At 67.0% G+C, this 19,279-nt stretch carries 13 protein-coding genes; 9 read left to right on the top strand and 4 right to left on the bottom strand.

All coding sequences use genetic code 11. The features are described 5' to 3' along the window. The first annotated feature begins 60 nt into the window (after positions 1–60). From ACRB8A_RS11675 to metG, 9 genes are all read left to right on the top strand, one after another. Entirely contained in the window at positions 61–1,035 is a 975-nt protein-coding gene (locus ACRB8A_RS11675) for a LysR family transcriptional regulator (protein ID WP_432244746.1), read from the top strand. A gap of 93 nt (positions 1,036–1,128) precedes the next feature. Further along, positions 1,129–2,850 (top strand): dihydroxy-acid dehydratase, encoded by a 1,722-nt coding sequence (gene ilvD / locus ACRB8A_RS11670; protein WP_050687288.1) that lies wholly within the window; start codon positions 1,129–1,131, stop codon positions 2,848–2,850. 325 nt (positions 2,851–3,175) lie between these two features. Beyond that, positions 3,176–5,083 (top strand): acetolactate synthase large subunit, encoded by a 1,908-nt coding sequence (locus ACRB8A_RS11665; RefSeq protein WP_050687286.1) that lies wholly within the window; start codon positions 3,176–3,178, stop codon positions 5,081–5,083. A gap of 2 nt (positions 5,084–5,085) precedes the next feature. Next, entirely contained in the window at positions 5,086–5,598 is a 513-nt protein-coding gene (ilvN, locus tag ACRB8A_RS11660; RefSeq protein ID WP_050687283.1) for an acetolactate synthase small subunit, read from the top strand. 85 nt (positions 5,599–5,683) lie between these two features. Beyond that, positions 5,684–6,709, top strand: a complete 1,026-nt coding sequence (ilvC, locus tag ACRB8A_RS11655; RefSeq protein WP_050687281.1) for a ketol-acid reductoisomerase — start codon at positions 5,684–5,686, stop codon at positions 6,707–6,709. Positions 6,710–6,838: 129 nt separating this feature from the next. After that, positions 6,839–8,428, top strand: coding sequence for a phosphoglycerate dehydrogenase (gene serA / locus ACRB8A_RS11650; RefSeq protein ID WP_050687279.1), 1,590 nt, complete (start codon positions 6,839–6,841; stop codon positions 8,426–8,428). Positions 8,429–8,629: 201 nt separating this feature from the next. After that, positions 8,630–11,422 (top strand): FtsX-like permease family protein, encoded by a 2,793-nt coding sequence (locus ACRB8A_RS11645; protein WP_432244745.1) that lies wholly within the window; start codon positions 8,630–8,632, stop codon positions 11,420–11,422. Beyond that, the gene (locus ACRB8A_RS11640) at positions 11,419–12,174 is read left to right on the top strand and encodes an ABC transporter ATP-binding protein (RefSeq protein WP_050687275.1); all 756 of its coding nucleotides are present in this window, start codon (positions 11,419–11,421) and stop codon (positions 12,172–12,174) included. Before ACRB8A_RS11645 ends, ACRB8A_RS11640 begins: the two co-directional genes overlap by 4 nt. Before the next feature lie 34 nt (positions 12,175–12,208). Next, a complete protein-coding gene (metG, locus tag ACRB8A_RS11635) occupies positions 12,209–13,765 on the top strand; it encodes a methionine--tRNA ligase (RefSeq protein ID WP_432244744.1) in 1,557 nt (518 codons plus the stop codon). A 72-nt stretch (positions 13,766–13,837) separates the two neighbouring features. Here the strand turns inward: metG and ACRB8A_RS11630 are convergent, their stop codons facing one another. The 4 genes from ACRB8A_RS11630 to ACRB8A_RS11615 form a co-directional block, all read right to left on the bottom strand. Continuing rightward, entirely contained in the window at positions 13,838–16,384 is a 2,547-nt protein-coding gene (locus tag ACRB8A_RS11630; protein ID WP_056597328.1) for an ABC transporter permease, read from the bottom strand. 2 nt (positions 16,385–16,386) lie between these two features. Further along, entirely contained in the window at positions 16,387–17,163 is a 777-nt protein-coding gene (locus ACRB8A_RS11625; protein WP_050687269.1) for an ABC transporter ATP-binding protein, read from the bottom strand. 167 nt (positions 17,164–17,330) lie between these two features. Further along, positions 17,331–18,059, bottom strand: a complete 729-nt coding sequence (locus ACRB8A_RS11620) for a response regulator (RefSeq protein WP_197273608.1) — start codon at positions 18,057–18,059, stop codon at positions 17,331–17,333. 3 nt (positions 18,060–18,062) lie between these two features. Further along, positions 18,063–19,247 carry a sensor histidine kinase gene (locus ACRB8A_RS11615; RefSeq protein WP_432244743.1) on the bottom strand — a complete coding sequence of 395 codons (1,185 nt, stop codon included), beginning with the start codon at positions 19,245–19,247 and terminating at the stop codon, positions 18,063–18,065. Positions 19,248–19,279 lie beyond the last annotated feature (32 nt).

Genomic DNA, 19,279 nt, shown 5'->3' with positions numbered 1-19,279 from the left:
GGCACCCCGTCAGGGTTTCCGCGACGGCTGCAAAGTCAAGGCGTCCCGTAGCCTCATGGCATGGACTTCAAGCGGCTTCAGATCCTCCGGGAAGTAGCGGACCGCGGCACCGTGGGCGCCGCTGCCGATGCTCTGCGCGTGACGCCGTCGGCGGTTTCCCAGCAATTGCGCACCCTGCAGGACGAACTGGGCGTGGTGCTGGTGGAAAAATCGGGACGGGGCGTCCGGCTGACCGAGGCGGGCCGGGCCATGGCGACGGCGGCCGCGGAAGTATCCACGGCCATGGCCAGGGCTGAAGCCACCATCGATACCTACCGCCGCGGCTGGCAGGCCCACGTCCGGGCGGCTTTCTTCCCCAGCGCGGCCGAAATGTTCCTGCCCGGACTGCTGCACCGGGCCCAGTCCGTTCCGGGCCTGCGGCTGGAGGCGTGCTTCGAGGACCCGGGCGTCGCCGGCTTCGCCGGCCTGGCCGCGGACTACGACCTGGTCCTGGCGCACAGCGTGGACGGCCCGGAGGTCTTCGCCCGGAACGGGCTTGTGGTGGTGCCGTTGCTGGAGGAGCCGCTGGACGTGGCCATGCAGTCCGGGCATCCGCTGGCGGCCAGGAGCAGGGTCACAGCCAGGGATGTGGTGGGCTACCCCTGGATCGGGGTTCCGGAAGGGTTCCCGTTTGACGCCGTACTGAAGCAGATTGAGAAGCAGGCCGGCGCCCCGGCCGTCCGCGCCCAGCTGTATCCGGACCTGCGCGTCCTTGAGGCCCTGGTGAGTGCCGGACACGGCTTGTCGCTCCTGCCCCGCTATACCGCGGCCGGCAATGAGTCGCGGGGCTTCGTCCTTCGGCCGCTGGTGGGAGTGGCTGCGCGCCGGAGCATCGTGGCGCTGCTCCGCCCCGACGTGGCCGAGCGCACCACCATCAGGGACGTGCTCAGGATGCTGGTGCTCGAGGCGGAGGCGGTGGCCACCGGCACCCGCGAAGGTGATTCCGGCCACTTGGCGGGAGCGGCCAGCGTACCCTTGTCTCAAAATGCGAGATGAAAGTCCACTATCTGATCGAAATATTGAGGAAAATGGGCACAAACCCGCCGGGCCGGTCGTTTCGCCGCCACGGGGAGTCATAGACTTTTCCTCATGAGTCAGGACACCCAAACCGCAGCAACGGAAACACCCGATATCAAGCCCCGCAGCCGCGTCGTCACCGACGGCATCCACGCTGCCCCCGCCCGCGGCATGTTCCGTGCAGTGGGAATGGGCGATGACGACTTCGCGAAGCCGCAGGTCGGCGTCGCCAGCTCCTGGAATGAAATCACCCCCTGCAACCTTTCGCTGAACCGCCTCGCGCAGGGCGCCAAGGAAGGCGTCCACGCCGGCGGCGGATTCCCCATGCAGTTCGGCACCATCTCGGTCTCCGACGGCATCTCCATGGGCCACGAGGGCATGCACTTCTCGCTCGTTTCCCGCGAAGTCATCGCCGACTCCGTCGAAACCGTGATGCAGGCCGAGCGCATCGACGGCTCCGTGCTCCTGGCCGGCTGCGACAAGTCCCTGCCCGGCATGTTGATGGCAGCCGCCCGCCTGGACCTCTCCAGCGTCTTCCTTTATGCCGGCTCGATCATGCCCGGCTGGGTCAAGCTCGAAGACGGCTCCGAAAAGGAAGTCACGCTCATTGACGCCTTCGAAGCTGTCGGTGCCTGCGCCGCCGGCAAGATGAGCCTTGAGGACCTCACCCGCATCGAAAAGGCCATCTGCCCCGGCGAAGGCGCCTGCGGCGGCATGTACACGGCCAACACCATGGCCTGCATCGGTGAGGCGCTGGGCATGTCCCTGCCCGGTTCGGCAGCGCCGCCCTCGGCAGACCGCCGTCGTGATGAATTTGCCCGCAAGTCCGGCGAAGCGGTGGTTAACCTGCTGCGCAAGGGCATTACGGCCCGCGACATCATGACCAAAAAGGCCTTCGAGAACGCCATTGCCGTGACCATGGCCTTCGGTGGTTCCACCAACGCCGTCCTGCACCTGCTTGCAATCGCCCGCGAAGCCGAGGTGGACCTGACCCTCGACGACTTCAACCGCATCGGTGACAAGATCCCGCACCTGGGCGACCTGAAGCCGTTCGGCCGCTACGTGATGACCGACGTCGACAAGATCGGCGGTGTGCCGGTCATCATGAAGGCACTGCTCGACGCCGGCCTGCTGCACGGCGACTGCCTCACCGTCACCGGCAAGACCGTTGCTGAAAACCTCGCAGCGATCAACCCGCCGGACGTGGACGGCAAGATCCTGCGCGCACTGGACAACCCCATCCACAAGACCGGCGGCATCACCATCCTGCACGGCACCATGGCCCCGGAAGGCGCCGTTGTTAAGAGTGCCGGCTTCGACGCCGACGTCTTCGAGGGAACCGCCCGCGTCTTCGAGCGTGAACAGGGTGCCCTCGAGGCCCTCGACAAGGGCGCGATCCAGGCCGGCGACGTTGTGGTGATCCGCTACGAAGGCCCCAAGGGTGGTCCGGGCATGCGCGAAATGCTTGCGATCACCGGTGCCATCAAGGGTGCCGGCCTGGGCAAGGATGTCCTGCTGCTTACCGATGGCCGGTTCTCCGGCGGCACCACCGGCCTGTGCATCGGCCACGTTGCACCGGAAGCCGTGGACGGCGGCCCCATCGCCTTCGTCAAGGACGGCGACCGGATCCGCGTGGACATCGCAGCCCGCAGCTTCGACCTCCTGGTGGACCCGGCCGAGCTGGAAGCCCGCAAGGAAGGCTGGGAGCCGCTCCCGGCCCGTTACACCAAGGGTGTCCTGGCCAAGTACGCCAAGCTGGTGCACAGCGCCTCGACTGGCGCGTACTGCGGCTAGCACCCCCCACCCAACTGACTCGCAGTTGTTGTCGTTTTGAGCCGTCAAAACGACAACAACTGCCAGTCAGTTGGGATGGCGTTCAGGAAGTGGACAATGACGTCCACATGGTGAGATCGGTCAGCGGCTCGTTGACACGTATCCCACCAGAGGGAACACTGAACGCATGACTTTCGTTACCGTCGTCGTCCTTACCAAGCGCGTGGCACCTTAGCCCCGGCAACGAACCGTCACGCGCAAACCCCTCGAAGAGCCACCAGGCTGAGGGGTTTTTTTATTTCCCGCAGCATCCACGCACCACACATGATCCACAAGGAAGAGTCCGATGAGCAAAGGATCGCCGATCAGCCCCTCGCTGATGGCTACCAAGTCCGCTGGAGCCCCCAAAGCTCCGGAACGCGCCGACCGGACGGCCGATCACGCCGCCGTCGTCGCTGACCTTGCTGCTGTCTCTCCTGTCCTTGGGCCGAACACCGTTGTACCCCCAACGGTGATGTCCGGCTCGCAAGCTATTGTCCGCTCGCTCGAAGAACTCGGCGTCGACGATATTTTCGGTTTGCCCGGTGGCGCGATCCTGCCCACCTATGACCCCTTGATGGCCTCGAGCATGAACCACGTGCTGGTCCGTCACGAACAGGGAGCCGGCCACGCCGCGCAAGGCTACGCCATGGTTACCGGGCGGGTGGGCGTCTGCATCGCCACCTCAGGCCCCGGTGCCACCAACCTCGTTACCGCCATCATGGATGCCCACATGGACTCCGTACCGCTGGTGGCCATCACCGGCCAGGTTTCCAGCAGCGTGATCGGCACCGATGCCTTCCAGGAAGCTGACATCGTGGGCATCACCATGCCCATCACCAAGCACTCGTTCCTGGTGACCGACCCCAACGACATCCCGCACGTTATGGCCGAGGCATTCCACCTCGCATCCACCGGGCGTCCGGGACCGGTCCTGGTCGACGTCGCCAAGGACGCCCAGGTGGGGCAGATGACGTTCTCCTGGCCGCCCAAGGTGGACCTGCCCGGCTACCGTCCCGTGACCCGCGGCCACAACAAGCAGGTCCGCGAAGCGGCCAAGCTCATCGCCGCAGCATCCAAGCCCGTCCTGTACGTGGGTGGCGGCGTGGTCAAAGCGCACGCCTCCGCAGAGCTGATGGCCCTGGCCGAGGCAACCGGCGCCCCCGTGGTCACCACCCTGATGGCCAAGGGTGCCTTCCCGGATTCGCACCCCCAGCACATGGGGATGCCCGGGATGCACGGCACGGTTTCCGCTGTCACCGCACTGCAGCAGTCAGACCTCCTGATCACGCTGGGCGCACGCTTCGATGACCGGGTGACCGGTGTGTTGAAGAGTTTCGCCCCGCACGCCAAGATCATCCACGCGGACATCGACCCGGCGGAAATTTCCAAGAACCGCACGGCCGACGTGCCGATTGTGGGTTCGGTCAAGGAAATCATTCCGGAACTGACCGAGGCCGTGCGGACGCAGTTCGAAGCCGTGGGCACCCCGGACACCACCACGTGGTGGGCGTTCCTGAACAACCTCAAGGAAACGTACCCGCTGGGCTGGACCGAACCCGAGGACGGCCTGTCCGCCCCGCAGCGCGTCATTGAACGTATCGGCGCCCTCACCGGCCCCGAAGGCGTCTACGTCGCCGGCGTGGGACAGCACCAGATGTGGGCCGCGCAGTTCATCAAGTACGAACGCCCGCACGCCTGGCTGAATTCCGGCGGCGCCGGAACCATGGGCTACGCCGTGCCGGCCGCCATGGGCGCCAAGGTGGGCAACCCGGACCGCGTGGTCTGGGCCATCGACGGCGACGGCTGCTTCCAGATGACCAACCAGGAACTGGCCACCTGCGCCATCAACAAGATCCCCATCAAGGTCGCGGTCATCAACAACTCCTCGCTGGGCATGGTCCGCCAGTGGCAGACCCTCTTCTACGAGGGCCGGTACTCCAACACCGACCTGAACACCGGCCACGACACGGTCCGCATTCCGGACTTCGTCAAGCTGGCCGATGCTTATGGCTGCGCCTCCTTCCGGTGCGAACGCGACGAGGACATCGACGCCACCATCCAGAAGGCACTCGAGATCAACGACCGCCCCGTGGTCATCGACTTTGTGGTGAGCCCCAACTCCATGGTGTGGCCCATGGTCCCCGCCGGCGTGAGCAACGACCAGATCCAGTTTGCCCGGAACATGACTCCGGACTGGGAAGAGGAAGACTGACAATGACCCGTCACACACTGTCCGTGCTGGTCGAAGACAAGCCCGGCGTACTGACCCGCGTGGCGAGCCTCTTCGCCCGCCGCGCCTTCAACATCAATTCCCTCGCTGTTGGCCCCACCGAAGTCCCGGGCATCTCCCGGATGACGGTAGTGGTCGACGCCGACGGTGACCTGATCGAACAGGTCACCAAGCAGCTCAACAAGTTGATCAACGTGATCAAGATTGTTGAACTCACCCCCGAATCTTCCGTACAGCGCGACCACATCCTGGTCAAGGTACGTGCGGATGCCGCCACTCGTCTGCAGGTGACCCAGGCTGCAGACCTGTTCCGCGCCTCAGTGGTTGACGTTTCCACCGATTCCGTCGTCATTGAGGCAACCGGCCATCCCGAAAAGCTCACGGCACTGCTTTCAGTGCTGGAGCCCTTCGGCATCCGCGAAATTGTGCAGTCCGGCACCCTGGCCGTTGGACGGGGATCCCGCTCCATGAGTGACCGGGCGTTGCGTTCAGCCTAGGCACCCGCCTGGGACTGACGCTCCGCCCGCAACCGCAGCACCGTAAACACCGATCCACCAAAACCACTCAAGAGGAGTTACGCAAGTGACTGAAATGTTTTACGACGACGATGCAGACCTGTCGATCATCCAGGGCCGCAAGGTAGCCATCGTTGGTTACGGCTCCCAGGGCCACGCCCACGCGCTGAACTTGCGCGATTCCGGCGTCGAGGTTGTCATCGGCCTCAAGGAGGGCTCCAAGTCCATCGCCAAGGCTGAAGAAGCCGGCTTCACCGTCAAGACCGTTGCAGACGCCGCCGAATGGGCCGACGTCATCATGATCCTGGCACCGGACCAGCACCAGCGCTCCATCTACAACGACTTCGTCAAGGACAAGCTGAGCGCAGGCAAGGCCCTCGCCTTCGCCCACGGCTTCAACATCCGTTTCGGCTACATCCAGGCACCCGAGGGCGTCGACGTCATCCTGATCGCCCCGAAGGCTCCCGGCCACACCGTGCGCCGCGAATTCGAAGCCGGCCGCGGCATCCCGGACATCATCGCCGTCGAACAGGACGCTTCGGGCGCAGCCTGGGACCTGGCCAAGAGCTACGCGAAGGCCATCGGCGGCACCCGCGCCGGCGTTATCAAGACCACCTTCACCGAAGAAACCGAAACCGACCTCTTCGGTGAGCAGTCCGTCCTCTGCGGCGGCGTGTCCCAGCTGGTCCAGTACGGCTTCGAAACCCTGACCGAAGCCGGCTACCAGCCGCAGATCGCTTACTTCGAGGTGCTGCACGAGCTCAAGCTCATTGTTGACCTCATGTGGGAGGGCGGCATCGCGAAGCAGCGCTGGAGCGTCTCCGACACCGCTGAATACGGCGACTACGTTTCCGGCCCGCGCGTCATCACCCCCGAGGTGAAGGAAAACATGAAGGCCGTCCTGGCCGACATCCAGTCCGGCGCCTTCGCCACCCGTTTCATCGAGGACCAGGACAAGGGCGGCCCCGAGTTCAAGGCGCTGCGCGCCAAGGGCGAGCAGCACCCCATCGAAGGTGTGGGCCGCGAACTGCGCGCCCTCTTCGCCTGGCAGCAGCAGGATGAGGACTACGTGGACGGCTCCGTAGCCCGCTAAGGCTGCCGCCACCTGAGCATCACATCCCTTCAACGGTGAGGCCGGGTTCACACTTAACAATGTGAGCCCGGCCTTTCCGTCCGCCTAGACTTGTTCCCATCCCCAGGACTGCAACGCAGAGGATCAGCCGTGTCAAAACCCGTAGTACTGCTCGCCGAAGAACTTTCCCCCGCCACCGTCGACGCCCTCGGCCCGGACTTTGAAATCCGCCAGACGGACGGCGCCGACCGCGCGCAGCTCCTCGCGGCGATCACCGACGTCGACGCGATCCTGGTCCGCTCCGCCACCCAGGTGGACGCCGAAGCCATCGCGGCGGCGAAGAACCTCAAGGTCATTGCCCGCGCCGGCGTAGGCCTGGACAACGTGGACATCAAAGCCGCCACCCAGGCAGGCGTGATGGTGGTGAACGCACCCACGTCCAACATCGTCTCCGCCGCTGAACTGACTGTGGGCCACATCCTCAGCCTGGCCCGCCACATCCCGCAGGCCAGCGCCGCCCTCAAGGATGGCGAATGGAAGCGTTCCAAGTACACCGGCATTGAGCTCTTCGAAAAGAAGATCGGCATCATCGGCCTGGGCCGCATCGGCGCCCTCGTCGCTGCCCGGCTCAAGGGCTTCGACACCAAGATCCTTGCCTACGACCCCTACATCACCTCCGCCCGCGCCGCGCAGCTGGGCGTGCAGCTGGTCACCCTGGATGAGCTCCTGGCCCAGGCCGACTTCATCACCATCCACATGCCCAAGACCCCCGAAACAGTGGGCATGCTGGGCGCGGACGCGTTCAAGAAGATGAAGTCCACCGCCTACGTGGTGAACGTGGCCCGCGGCGGCCTGGTGGACGAGGAAGCCCTCTACACCGCACTGCAGGCAGGCGACATCGCCGGTGCCGGCGTCGACGTTTTTGTTAAGGAACCGAGCACGGACCTGCCCTTCTTCAAGCTCGACAACGTGGTGGTCACGCCGCACCTTGGCGCCTCCACCGACGAGGCCCAGGAAAAGGCCGGCGTCTCCGTGGCCAAGTCCGTCCGGCTGGCACTCGCCGGCGAACTGGTCCCCGACGCCGTGAACGTCGCCGGCGGCGTGATCGCCCCCGACGTCCGCCCGGGCATCCCGCTGATCGAGAAGCTGGGCCGGATCTTCACCGCCCTGACCCACGCCTCCCTGACCCAGTTCGACGTGGAAGTTGCCGGTGAAATCTCTTCCCTGGACGTCAAGGTCCTCGAGCTCGCCGCACTCAAGGGCATCTTCGCCGACGTTGTGACCGAGCAGGTCTCCTACGTCAACGCCCCCGTCATCGCCGAGCAGCGCGGCATCAACGTGCGGCTGATCACGACGGCGGAGACGGAGTCCTACCGGAACGTCCTGACCCTGCGCGGCGCCCTCAGCGACGGTACCCAGATTTCCGTGGCCGGCACCCTGACCGGACCCAAGCAGATCGAGAAGCTGGTGGGCATCAACGGCTTCGAGGTGGAGATCCCCATCAGCGAGCACCTGGTGGTGGTTGCCTACACCGACCGTCCCGGCGTGATCGGCACGATCGGCCACATCCTGGGCATGAACAACATCAACATTGCCGGCATGCAGGTGGCCCGCCACGACGAAGGCGGGCAGGTGCTGGCGCTGCTGACCATCGACAGTTCCGTGCCTCAGCAGGTCCTGGACGCCATCAAGGCCGGCATCGGTGCCGAGATGGTGCGCGAAGTGGACCTCGAGGACTAGGAAACGCCGTAGCTCCCGCTCCGCTTGGGCGCGCCCCGGCGGGGCCACGTATGATTGGCCGGTCTGCTTACAATGGCTTGGTCCTGGTTCAGGACCGCGCCGGCAGGCCGGCCAATACCTTTTGCACATCGTCCTTGATGGACCATGTCCGGCTCGGGCGGACATATGTGTGCGTACGCAATCCAGGTTTCAGGGAGTTCCATGAACGCCGTCCAGAGGTTCATCAGAAGCAAAGTGCTGCTGTTGACCGCTGCCATTCTGATCGCAGCCATGTGCTTGTCGGTCCTCGTCCAAAGCCAGTCGCAGGCGGCCCTTAACCGGACAGTGGATGAAAATTCGCGGGGGCTCTACGATGTCCTGGTCCAGGCCAAGACGTCTTCCGGCACGTTGCTGCAGCCGGAGATCGCCACCGGAACCGGCGGGATCGGCTTCGACCAGCTGGAGGCCATCAGGAAACTGTCCGGCACGGCCGTGGCGGCTCCCATCAGCCTGGTGTCCCGCGTGACCCAGAACCTCGAAACGCCGCGCCTGGACGCCATGGACTTCCTCGGCTACAACTCCGGGCTGGCAGGCACCGCGACCGCTGACCAGGCAACCGGCGCCACTGCGCCGGACAAATGGCCGGCCGCGGAATCCGTTCTGACGGACGAAGCCAAAAAGTACCGGCTCACCGCCAGCGCCGTCAGCTCCGACGGCGTCTCCGAGCAGACCCTGTTCAAATCCTCCGCTGAAGGCACCCTCGGCAAGGCCAAACTCCTCGAGGAAAAGGCCGGCGGCGGCAGCAGCATCCGCATCGCCGCGCCCGAGGACGAGACCGGCATCAAGTTCCCGTCCCCGGCCGGCGGCTCGGAACACAACCTTTTCAACCTCTCCGTTGCCCTGCCCATGGCACCTGAAGTCACGGAGTCCGTCGTCGCCGTCGACCCTGCCTCCGAACGCGCCCTCCTGGGGACCGCGGGAGACTTCCTCGCACCGCTGGAGAAGGCCCCGCCCGCCGACGCGCGCAACGCCGGCGCCGTGGGCCGTTACTTTGAAGGCCTCTTCACCAACGGCATTGACCTTTCCGAACTTGAAGAAGGCCCCGATTTCCTGGGTGTGAAGCTCAAGTACTGGGCGCCCCTGATGACCCAGTACCAGCAGGCCAAGCGCACCGGCGAGCTCACCGCCGACTCCCAGGCCATCCCGCTGGTGGTCCGGTCCGGGACGTCCCTTGACCTGACCTACAACGTCAAGATCGAGGAGATCGACGACGCCGGCAAGGTGGTCAAGGACGTCGGCACCGTTTCGCGCTCCCTGGGCAAGGATTACCTCCCGTTTGTGTCCAAGGACCCGTTTGTTCTCTCCTGGCCCGGTTCGACGGACCATTCCTCCCTCCTGGGCAGCAACGGCAACTTCAACCAGGGCCTCTACACACCGGCGAAGTGGAGCACCGATTTCTCGGCAGCCCCCAAGTACCAGGACGGCGAAACTGCCGCCAACGGCGCCGAGGGCAAAACCGCGGTGCCGGGGGAGTGGGTCACCGTCAACCGGCTGCCCGAGAAGAGCGCCACCGGCGGTCCCGTGGACCAGACCCAGCGTGAACCCGTGGACGAGCGGTCCTACCGGGACAGCGTTGCCACCGGCCAGAAGCTGGCAGCACCGTTGGCCATGGTGTACGGCACCTTCGATCCGGCCGCCGTCTCACAAGCCGCCGGCGACGTCAACAAGCTGCCGCTGGGCGGCTATGACCCCACCCCGTTCTCGCTGGTCAAGGACGCAGAGGGCAAGGCTGCCAACGCCGAACTGCAGCCCTCCCTGAGCGCCACGGGACTGGCCAGCCAGTCCGCCGGCGCCATCACCGACTACTACGGCCTGGCTGCCGCCCGCGGCTACACCGAAAACGCTGCCGTGATCGATGCCGTCCGGGTCCGGGCAACCGCTCCGGGCAGTTGGAAGGAAGCCCAGCCTGAGGTGGAGAAGCTTGCCGCCGACATCCGCAGCATGGGCCTGGAGGCCACAGTTGTGGCAGGCTCCGCGCGCGAGGACGCCAGCATCTTCGTCCCCGGCTACTCCAAGGACGACGCCGGCAAGGAATCGGCGCTGGGCACCGTCCAGCAGTCCTGGGTCCGCCAGAACGCCGCGGACGCCGTGACGGGTTCCCTGTCCGGAACCAACATCACCCTCCTCTTCCTCACCCTGTGCGGGGCAGCCCTGCTGACCGGCGCATCCACCGTGAGTTACATCCGCAAGCGCCGCACCGAGGCAGGCACGCTCCGCGCCATGGGCTGGACCCAGCGTAGGATCCGCAGCTGGGTGCTCGCCGAATTCGGTGTGGGAGCCATCCTCCTGGCCGCCGCCGGTGCCCTGCTGAGCCTGCTCAGCTGGAGCCTCACCACGGTCCTGGTCACGGCCGCCGTCCTGGTGCTTTACGCCGGCGCTGCGCTGTTTGCCGCGCAGCAGCTGCGCCACCGGGACGTGGTGGACCAGGAACCGCAGCACGACGAACGCCTCATCCCCGTTGACTCACCGCTGACCTTCGCCAACCGGCAGCTCGCAACGAACAAGTTCAACACCCTGTCGCTGGCCATCGCCGTAGGCGTGTTCGGCGCCGCTGTGGGCGGCCTGATCTCACTCCTGATCGACATCCCCCGGGCCGCGGGCGCCAGCGCCCTCAGCGGGCTGGCAGCAGCCAGCGTTGCGCTTCCCAGCATCCTGTTGGCAGTCGCCGGGGTGGCCGTGGGCCTGGTGCTTACCCTGGTCACCGGACGCTTCGAACTGAACGCCAAACGGCAGTACCTGGGCATCCTTGCGGCCATGGGCTGGAACCCGGACATGCTCCGCCAGGTGCGCCTGTTCGAAAATGCCCTGGTGGGAACCGTGGCCCTGCCCCTGGGTGTGCTGGGCGCTCTCGGGATAGGCCTGCTGCTGGCCCCCTACGCCGCGCTCTGGGCCGGCGTGGCCGGCCTGGTGGCTGTACTTTGCTGGATACCTATTGCAACGAAAGTGGTCCAATGACAAACCCGACGAATGTCCAACGGAGCCGCAGGGGCGGCGCCGGCGAGGTGCCCCTGCAGACCCGCGCGAACACCATCGTCAAGGCCGCCGACCACGCCACCCCGCTGGAACTGAGCGACATCACCATCCGTTACGGCGGCGGCAAAGGCGGGGCCGAAGCCGTCAGCGTGGTGGAGGGCTTCGACCTGACCCTGCACGCCGGTGAGATGCACTGCGTCGCCGGCCGCAGCGGCTCCGGCAAGACCAGCATCCTGACCGTCGGCGCCGGACTGACGCTGCCGACGTCGGGCCGGGTCTTCTGGGAAGGCGATTCGCTCGAAAGCATGGGCGACGACGAAATTGCCGACCGCCGTCGGGCGCTGATCGGTTACGTCGACCAGGGCGGTGCCCTGATCGACGGCATGAGCGCGCTGGAGAACGTCCTGCTCCCTGCCGTTCCGGACGGCGAAGTGGACCAGCGCCGGGACATGGCCAAGGACCTCCTGGACCTGGTGGGGCTGGGCCGCCGCATGCGGCACCGTCCCGCGCAGCTGTCCGGCGGTGAGCGCCAGCGGGTGGCCATTGCCCGTGCGTTGATCCTGGGCACCCGCGTCCTGGTGGTGGACGAACCCACGGCCAGCCTGGACCGTGCCTCCGCCAACCGCATCATCAGCATCCTCAAGGACACCACCTCCGACGGCATCGCCGTGCTGGTGGCGTCCCACGACCACGAACTGGTCCGGCTCAGCGATACTCTGACCGAACTCATCTAGCCTGTCCCTCCGCACCGAAGGTAACGCTCCAACCGTGACTGCTTCCGAGAAAACGCCGTTCTACATCACCACGGCCATCACCTATCCCAACGGTGTGCCGCACATCGGCCACGCCTACGAGTACATCGCCACGGATGCCATGGCGCGGTTCAAGCGGCTGGACGGCTTCGACGTGATGTTCCTGACCGGCACGGACGAGCACGGGATGAAGATCGCCCAGGCGGCCGAGAAGGAAGGCGTCACGCCCAAGGACCTGGTGGACCGGAACGCAGAGGTCTACAAGGCAGCGCACGCCGCCCTGGGCATCACGTATGACCGTTTCATCCGCACCACTGACGAGGACCACTACGCCGCGTCGCAGGCCATCTGGAAGAAGATGGAAGCAAACGGCGACATCTACCTCGACAAGTACGAGGGCTGGTACTCCGTCCGGGACGAGGCCTTCTACGGCGAGGATGAGACGGCCGTGAAGGACGACGGCGTCCGCTACTCGAAAGAGACAGACACCGAGGTGACGTGGACGGCTGAGGAGAGCTACTTCTTCAGGTTGTCCTCCTACCAGGACAGGCTCCTGGCCCTGTACGGCGAGCAGCCGGAATTCGGCGCCCCGCAGTCACGGTTCAACGAGGTCATCAGCTTCGTCAAGCGCGGCCTGGAGGACCTTTCCATCAGCCGCACCACGTTCGACTGGGGCGTCCCCGTCCCGGGCAACGACAAGCACGTGATGTACGTGTGGGTTGACGCCCTGACCAACTACCTCACCGGTGTGGGCTACCCGGATGTGGACTCGGCATCGTTCCGGAAGTTCTGGCCCGCGGATGTCCACGTGATCGGCAAGGACATCTCCCGCTTCCACGCCATCTACTGGCCGGCGTTCCTGATGAGCGCCGGGATCGAGCTGCCCAAACGCGTGATGATCCACGGTTTCCTGCACAACAACGGCGTCAAGATGTCCAAGTCCCTGGGCAACGTGGTGGCCCCGGCCGACTTCGTGGCCCAGTACGGCCTTGACCAGGTCCGGTTCTTTTTCCTCCGGGAAGTGCCGTTCGGCGCGGACGGCAGCTACAACCACGAGGCCATCGTGGGCCGGATGAACTCGGACCTGGCCAACAACTTCGGCAACCTGGCCCAGCGGTCGCTGTCCATGGTGGCCAAGAACTGCGAGGGCATGGTCCCCACGCCGGGAGACTTCACCGAGGCGGACAACGCCATCCTGGCGCAGGCCAACGGGTTGCTGGCGGCGGCCCGCGCTGCTTTTGAAAAACAGGAGTTCAGCCGTGCCCTGGAAGCCATCTGGACTGTCCTGGGCGACACCAACGCGTACTTCGCCGACCAGGCGCCCTGGGTGCTGCGGAAGACCGACGTCGAGCGCATGAACACCGTGCTGTACGTGACACTGGAGGTGTTGCGGATTGTCTCGATCCTGGCCCAGCCGGTGATGCCCACCGCCACCGCTGTACTCCTGGACACCCTGGGCCAGCCCGACGGCGACGCCCGGCAGTTCACGGCCCTGGCCACACCGATCGTGGCCGGTACCGTCCTGCCCGCGCCGGCACCGGTCTTCCCGAAGTTCGAGGAACCCGCCGCCTGACCCAACTGACTCGCAGTTGTTGTCGTTCTGAGCCCTCAAAACGACAACAACTGCGAGTCAGTTGGGCGGGGGCTACGTCGTGGCCAGCCCCGCCACCGGGGAAAGCCGCGCCGCGCGCCGCGCCGGGACCACCGAGGCCAGCAGGCCGGCGATGACTGCCACAGCGAGCACTCCCAGCAGCTGCAGCCACGGAATTGCCGGGGACACATCGACCACGCCGCCAAGCGCGGACATGGCACCCAGCCAGCCGTAGGCAACCCCCAGGACCGTTCCCATGATGGCGGCGACGGCTGCCACCAGTACCGCTTCAAGGGCCAGCATGCCCCGCAGCTGGCCCTTGGTCAGGCCCAATGCCCGCAGCAGCGAGTTCTCCCGGGTCCGTTCCAGGACGGAGAGCGAGAGGGTGTTGGCCACGCCGATCAGGGCGATCAGCACGGCCACCCCCAACAGCGCCGTGACCACCAGGAGCAGGACGTCGATCACCTGGTTGAAGGTCAGCCGTTCGATGGCCGCGCCGCTCACCGCGCTTGCGGGCACTGCCAGCGCCTCCGCCACCTGCTGCTGGACAGTCCGGACATCGTCCCCGGACAGCGTCCCGCCTGCCGGGTCAGCCAGCCGCAGCCACACGGCCTGGCCCACCGTGGGTGTCCCAAGCTGTTGGGCTGTCTCGGTGCTGACCAGCGGCGGCATGTTCCGGGTTTCCAGCACCACTGCGCTGAGATTGGCTGTACCGGCGGTGCCCGTGACGGTCACAGTGCCCGGCGTTGAGCCTTCCGGCAGGTAGATCTTTCCCGGTTCCAGGACCAGGCCGGCATCCCGGAGGATGGCCGCGGCCTGGCCTGCCGGCAGCGCCAGGATCTCGCTGGGATACCCGTCCAGGTCCGCCGAGCCCACTGCCGGCAGCGCCGCCGCGGACTCCACTCCGGGGAGGCCGCCCACAGCCGCCAGCTGCGTTTCGGTAAAACCGGCCGCCGCACCGGGGGGCTGGGTTGCAGCAGGCCCGCCGAAGGCACCGGCGCCAGGGGCGGTGACTGCCATGTCCACGGGATAGTTCTGCGCGAGGGCCTTGTCGAAGGCAATCCGGGACGTTGCGGCTCCCGTCATCATCATGGTCACCAGGGTGACGCCGATCAGGAGCGCGGCGGCCGTGACCGAGGTCCGGCCGGGATTGCGGACGGCGTTCAGCGCCGCAAGCTTTCCCGGGACGCCGGCCGCCGCCGCCAGCTTGCCCACCAGCGAAACCAGCGCGGGAATGAACAGAGAGGAACTCAGCAGCACACCAAGGAAGCTCAGCAGCCCGCCGCCGAACGCCGGAACCAGCTGGACCTCGAGGGCACCCCACACCAGCAGCGGAACGCCGGCCAGCAGGGCGGCGATACCCAGCACCAGGCGTACCCGGCCTTTGGTGTTGCGCAGCGAAGCGTCGTCCGCGGGGCGCAGCGCGGCCAGCGGGGCCACAGCCGTGGCGGCGCGCGCAGGAACCAGCGCCGCGGCCAGGGTCAGCAGGACTCCCACCACCAGGCCGGAAATGATGGCCGACGGCGGCACGGCCAGGGTGGCGAACGTCGAGTTGGGCTGGGAGCTGGCCCAGCCGATCAGGCCGGCCATCAGGCCGGTACCGGCGAGCACGCCCAGGAGCGAGGCGACCACGCCCACAACGAGGGCCTCCAGCAGCACGGAATTGCGGACCTGGCGCCGGCCGGCGCCCAGGCAGCGGAGCAGCGCCAGCTCCCTGGTGCGCTGTGCCACCAGGACCGCGAACGTGTTGGAGACCACCAGGGCGGCCACCACCAATGCCACGGCAGCAAAGATCAGCAAAACGACGGTGAGTTGGTCCTGGCCGCCGGTCATGGCGGCCACCTGGCTGGTCACTTCCTCCTGGGCGGTCCGGACGGTGGGGTCGGCTGCCCCGGCCGCTGACAGCACGCCGGCCAGCGATGCCTGCGCGGCGGCGGCGTCGGTGCCGGGCGCCAGGACCAGCTGCAGGCCCTCGGCGCCGGCCGGGCCGGCATCGGGTCCGCTGTTGGCCGTGAGGGTTCCCACGGTGGGTGAGAGGGCCACCAGTTGCGCGGTGGCACTGGCGAACGGGTCGTTGCTGGCGCGGAGGATCCCCGAGACGGTCAGGGACACGGTGGTGCGTTGGTCGCCGGTGGCCACTACCAGGGCCTGCCCGGCGCTCAGCCGGTAACGGTCCGCGGTGGTCCTGTCCACGGCCACCTGGTTGGCAGCAGCCGGGAGGGAACCGGATTCCAGGGAAGCCGGTTCCAGGGCTGCGGGGGCCAGGTTGCGGACCTTGCCGAAGATTTCCTGGCCGTTGACGCCGATGTAGGCGTACGCAGTCTGCTGGGCGTAGACGGCGCTGACGGCCGGATCCGCAGCCACGGCGTCAACCGCGGCCTGGCTGAACCCCGACGGGCCGGAGCCGTTGCCGGGACCGGGGGTGGCGATCAGATCGGCCTTGTTGTAGGACTCACCGAGGCTGGCGCCCAGCGAGGCCTGGGTGCTGGCGCCCACCATGAGCGTGGTGGCGAGGAAGGCGACGGCCAGCATGACCGCCAGCCCCACGGCGATGAAGCGCCTGCTGTGGGTCCGGAACTGCGAGAGGGCTACCTGCAGCACGGCTATGCCCCCAGCTTGCCGAGGGCTGCCAGGACGGAGTCGGCGGTGGGCTCGTGGATCTCGCCCACCAGGTTGCCGTCACTCATGAGGACCACGCGGTCCGCGTAGCTGGCCGCCACGGGATCATGGGTCACCATGATGATGGTCTGGCCCATCTCCTGGCTGCTGCGGCGCAGCAGGGCCAGGACCTCGCCGCCCGCCGTCGAATCCAGGTTGCCGGTGGGTTCATCGCCGAAAATCACGTCCGGGCGGGTCAGGAGGGCGCGGGCCACCGCCACCCGCTGCTGCTGGCCGCCCGAGAGTTCGTGCGGGCGGTGGCGCAGCCGGTCCTTGAGCCCCAGCGTGGCCACCACATAGTCGAACCATTCCTTGTCGGTTGCGGCGTTGGCCAGGGCCAGCGGAAGGGTGATGTTTTGTTCGGCCGTCAGCGTGGGCACCAGGTTGAAGGCCTGGAAGACGAAGCCGATCCGGTCCCGCCGGAGGGCGGTGAGCTGCTTGTCGTTGAGCGCCGTGATGTCCGTCCCGGCCACCAGGATCTGCCCGGCGTCAGCTGAGTCCAGGCCGGCCAGGCAGTGCATCAGGGTGGACTTACCGGAACCGGAGGGTCCCATGATGGCGGTAAAGCGGCCGGCCTCGAAGCTGACGCTGACATCCCGCAGGGCGCTGACGCGGGTGTCGCCGCGGCCGTAGGTCTTGGCCAGGGAGATGGCCTGGACGGCCGGGCCGGCGGCCGGGTTGCCGCTGGCGGGGGAGTGATGGTCATGCAGGGAAGTTGTCATGGTTCCACGCTATGGGCCGGCGCCGGATCCGGGATCGGCCGACGGGCTGGTCCTTTACGGCCGGTCCCTCATACCGTGGGCGGACGCCCGGCCCGGGCCTGTCCACCCACGTCGCTGCCAGGTGCCGTTGCCACGGATCGCTGCCAGGTGCCGCGCCGGACCGCGGCCTAGTTTCCGGGGACCACGATTCCCGTTTCGTACGCGATGACCACGGCCTGGACCCGGTCCCGGGCGCCCAGCTTGGCCAGGATGTGTCCCACATGGGTTTTGACGGTTGCCTCGGAGACAAACAGGCCCACAGCGATTTCAGGGTTGGACTGCCCCTGGGCGATCAGTTCAAAGACCTCCCGCTCGCGGGCGGTCAGCCGGGCCACCGCGGCGTCGTGTTCCGGCTGCGCCGGTGCCTGGGCGCGGAGCAGCGGGGCAACGTGTTCCAGGAGCCGCCGGGTGGTGGAGGGGGCAATCACCGCGTCGCCCCGGTGCACCGTTCGGATGGCTTCCAGCAGTTCCTCCGGCGGAGCGTCCTTGAGGAGGAAACCGCTGGCGCCGGCCTGGATGGCGGCCAGCGCGTATTCATCGAGGTCAAACGTGGTCAGCATGACGATCCGGATGTTGGCCCGCCGGGACCCGGCGGGTGCGGCCAGGGCGCGTTCCATCAGCTGGCGGGTGGCTTCGATGCCGTCCATGCCGGGCATCCGTACGTCCATCAGCACCACGTCCGCGGAGACCGCGGAGAGCGCCTGCAGCGCTTCGATGCCGTTGCCCGCTTCGGCCACCACTTCCAGGTCGGGTTGGGAGTTGATCAGCATGCCGAAGCCGGAGCGGACCAGCCGCTGGTCATCCACCAGGGCCACCTTGATGGTGCCGGCCGGCGGGGCTTCCAGGGGGTCGGTCATCGCTCAGGCTTCCGTGTAGGGCAGGAACGCGGAGACGTGGAAGCCTCCGCCGGCGGCCGGGCCGGCCGTCAACGAACCATCGTAAAGGCTGATCCGCTCCCGCATTCCCCGCAGGCCGTTGCCCGCGCCGTCGGTGGGATCGGCAGCGGCTCCCCGGCCGTCGTCGTGCACGTCCAGCTGCAGGCCCCGGGACTGCCAGCTGAGCAGCACCCTGGCGCCGGCCTGCGGCCCGGCGTGCTTGAGGACGTTGGTCAGCGCTTCCTGCAGCGCCCGGTAGGCGGTGAGTTCGGCCCCGGGCGGCAGGGTGCGCCGCGGAGTGCCGTCCTGGCCGGACTCCAGCCGCATCCCGGTGGCGCGGAAGCCGAGGAAAAGGTCATCGAGGTCCGCGAGTCCTGGCAGGGGCCGGGTGGAGGCGCCATCCTCCTGGCGCAGCACCCCCAGCAGCCGGCGCATCTCCGCGAGGGAGCCGCGGGCCGTGGCCGCAACGGTTGCCAGGGTTTCGGTGGCGATGGCCGGATCCGCGGCCGAAGCATACCGGGCACCGTCCGCCTGCGTGATGATCACCGACAGCGAATGGGCCACAATGTCGTGCATTTCCCGGGCGATGTGGGCCCGCTCATCAGCGGCAGCCAGTGACCGTTCCTGCTGTTGCTCGGTTTCCAGCCGCCGGGCCCGGTCCGAGAGGGTTTGGAGCTGCAGCCTGCGGACCCGGGTGAGGTCGCCCAGGGTCCAGCTGAAGAGGACCAGCATCCAGATCAGGACGGCATAGACGGCGCTGATGGTCAGGCCCAGCACCCCCGTTTCGGCGGTGCCGCTGAAGTTCCGGCTGGTCAGCATCACGCCGCCCACCAGCCCCAGGATCAGGACGGTGCGGCTGGCCCAGGCAGGCCCATAGGCTGCCACGGCATAGATGATGACGGGGACGGCCACGAGTCCGGCCAGCGGCTCCAGGCCCAGGGACCACTGGACCAGGCAGGCCAGGACAATCACCGATGCTGCGCGGACCGGATGGCTGCGCCGCCAGGCCAGGGGCACCACCATGGCCGTGGAAAGGATGAAGTGGTCCGGCCGGTCCGCCAGGAGGTACACCGGCCCGCAGAACAGGAGGATGCCGAGCATCAGCACGAGGTCCACCTTGAAGGTATTGTCCCGGAGCCAGTTGTACATGCTGTGCCGTCTGTCCACCATGGAACTCTATGCGCCCGTCGGACAGTGCCGCC

The organism is Arthrobacter sp. G.S.26 (assembly GCF_050847375.1).
Lineage (GTDB): Bacteria > Actinomycetota > Actinomycetes > Actinomycetales > Micrococcaceae > Arthrobacter.
Note: the sequence above shows the minus strand (reverse complement) of the source record. Positions and strands in the feature narration are given on the sequence as shown.

Excerpts from the sequence above, each read along its gene's own strand:
- ACRB8A_RS11675 (WP_432244746.1), top strand. The coding sequence starts at position 61 with ATGGACTTCAAGCGGCTTCAGATCCTCCGGGAAGTAGCGGACCGCGGC.
- ilvD (WP_050687288.1), top strand. The coding sequence starts at position 1,129 with ATGAGTCAGGACACCCAAACCGCAGCAACGGAAACACCCGATATCAAG.
- ACRB8A_RS11665 (WP_050687286.1), top strand. The coding sequence starts at position 3,176 with ATGAGCAAAGGATCGCCGATCAGCCCCTCGCTGATGGCTACCAAGTCC.
- ilvN (WP_050687283.1), top strand. The coding sequence starts at position 5,086 with ATGACCCGTCACACACTGTCCGTGCTGGTCGAAGACAAGCCCGGCGTA.
- ACRB8A_RS11645 (WP_432244745.1), top strand. The coding sequence starts at position 8,630 with ATGAACGCCGTCCAGAGGTTCATCAGAAGCAAAGTGCTGCTGTTGACC.
- ACRB8A_RS11640 (WP_050687275.1), top strand. The coding sequence starts at position 11,419 with ATGACAAACCCGACGAATGTCCAACGGAGCCGCAGGGGCGGCGCCGGC.
- ACRB8A_RS11625 (WP_050687269.1), bottom strand. The coding sequence starts at position 17,163 with ATGACAACTTCCCTGCATGACCATCACTCCCCCGCCAGCGGCAACCCG.
- ACRB8A_RS11620 (WP_197273608.1), bottom strand. The coding sequence starts at position 18,059 with ATGACCGACCCCCTGGAAGCCCCGCCGGCCGGCACCATCAAGGTGGCC.
- ACRB8A_RS11615 (WP_432244743.1), bottom strand. The coding sequence starts at position 19,247 with ATGGTGGACAGACGGCACAGCATGTACAACTGGCTCCGGGACAATACC.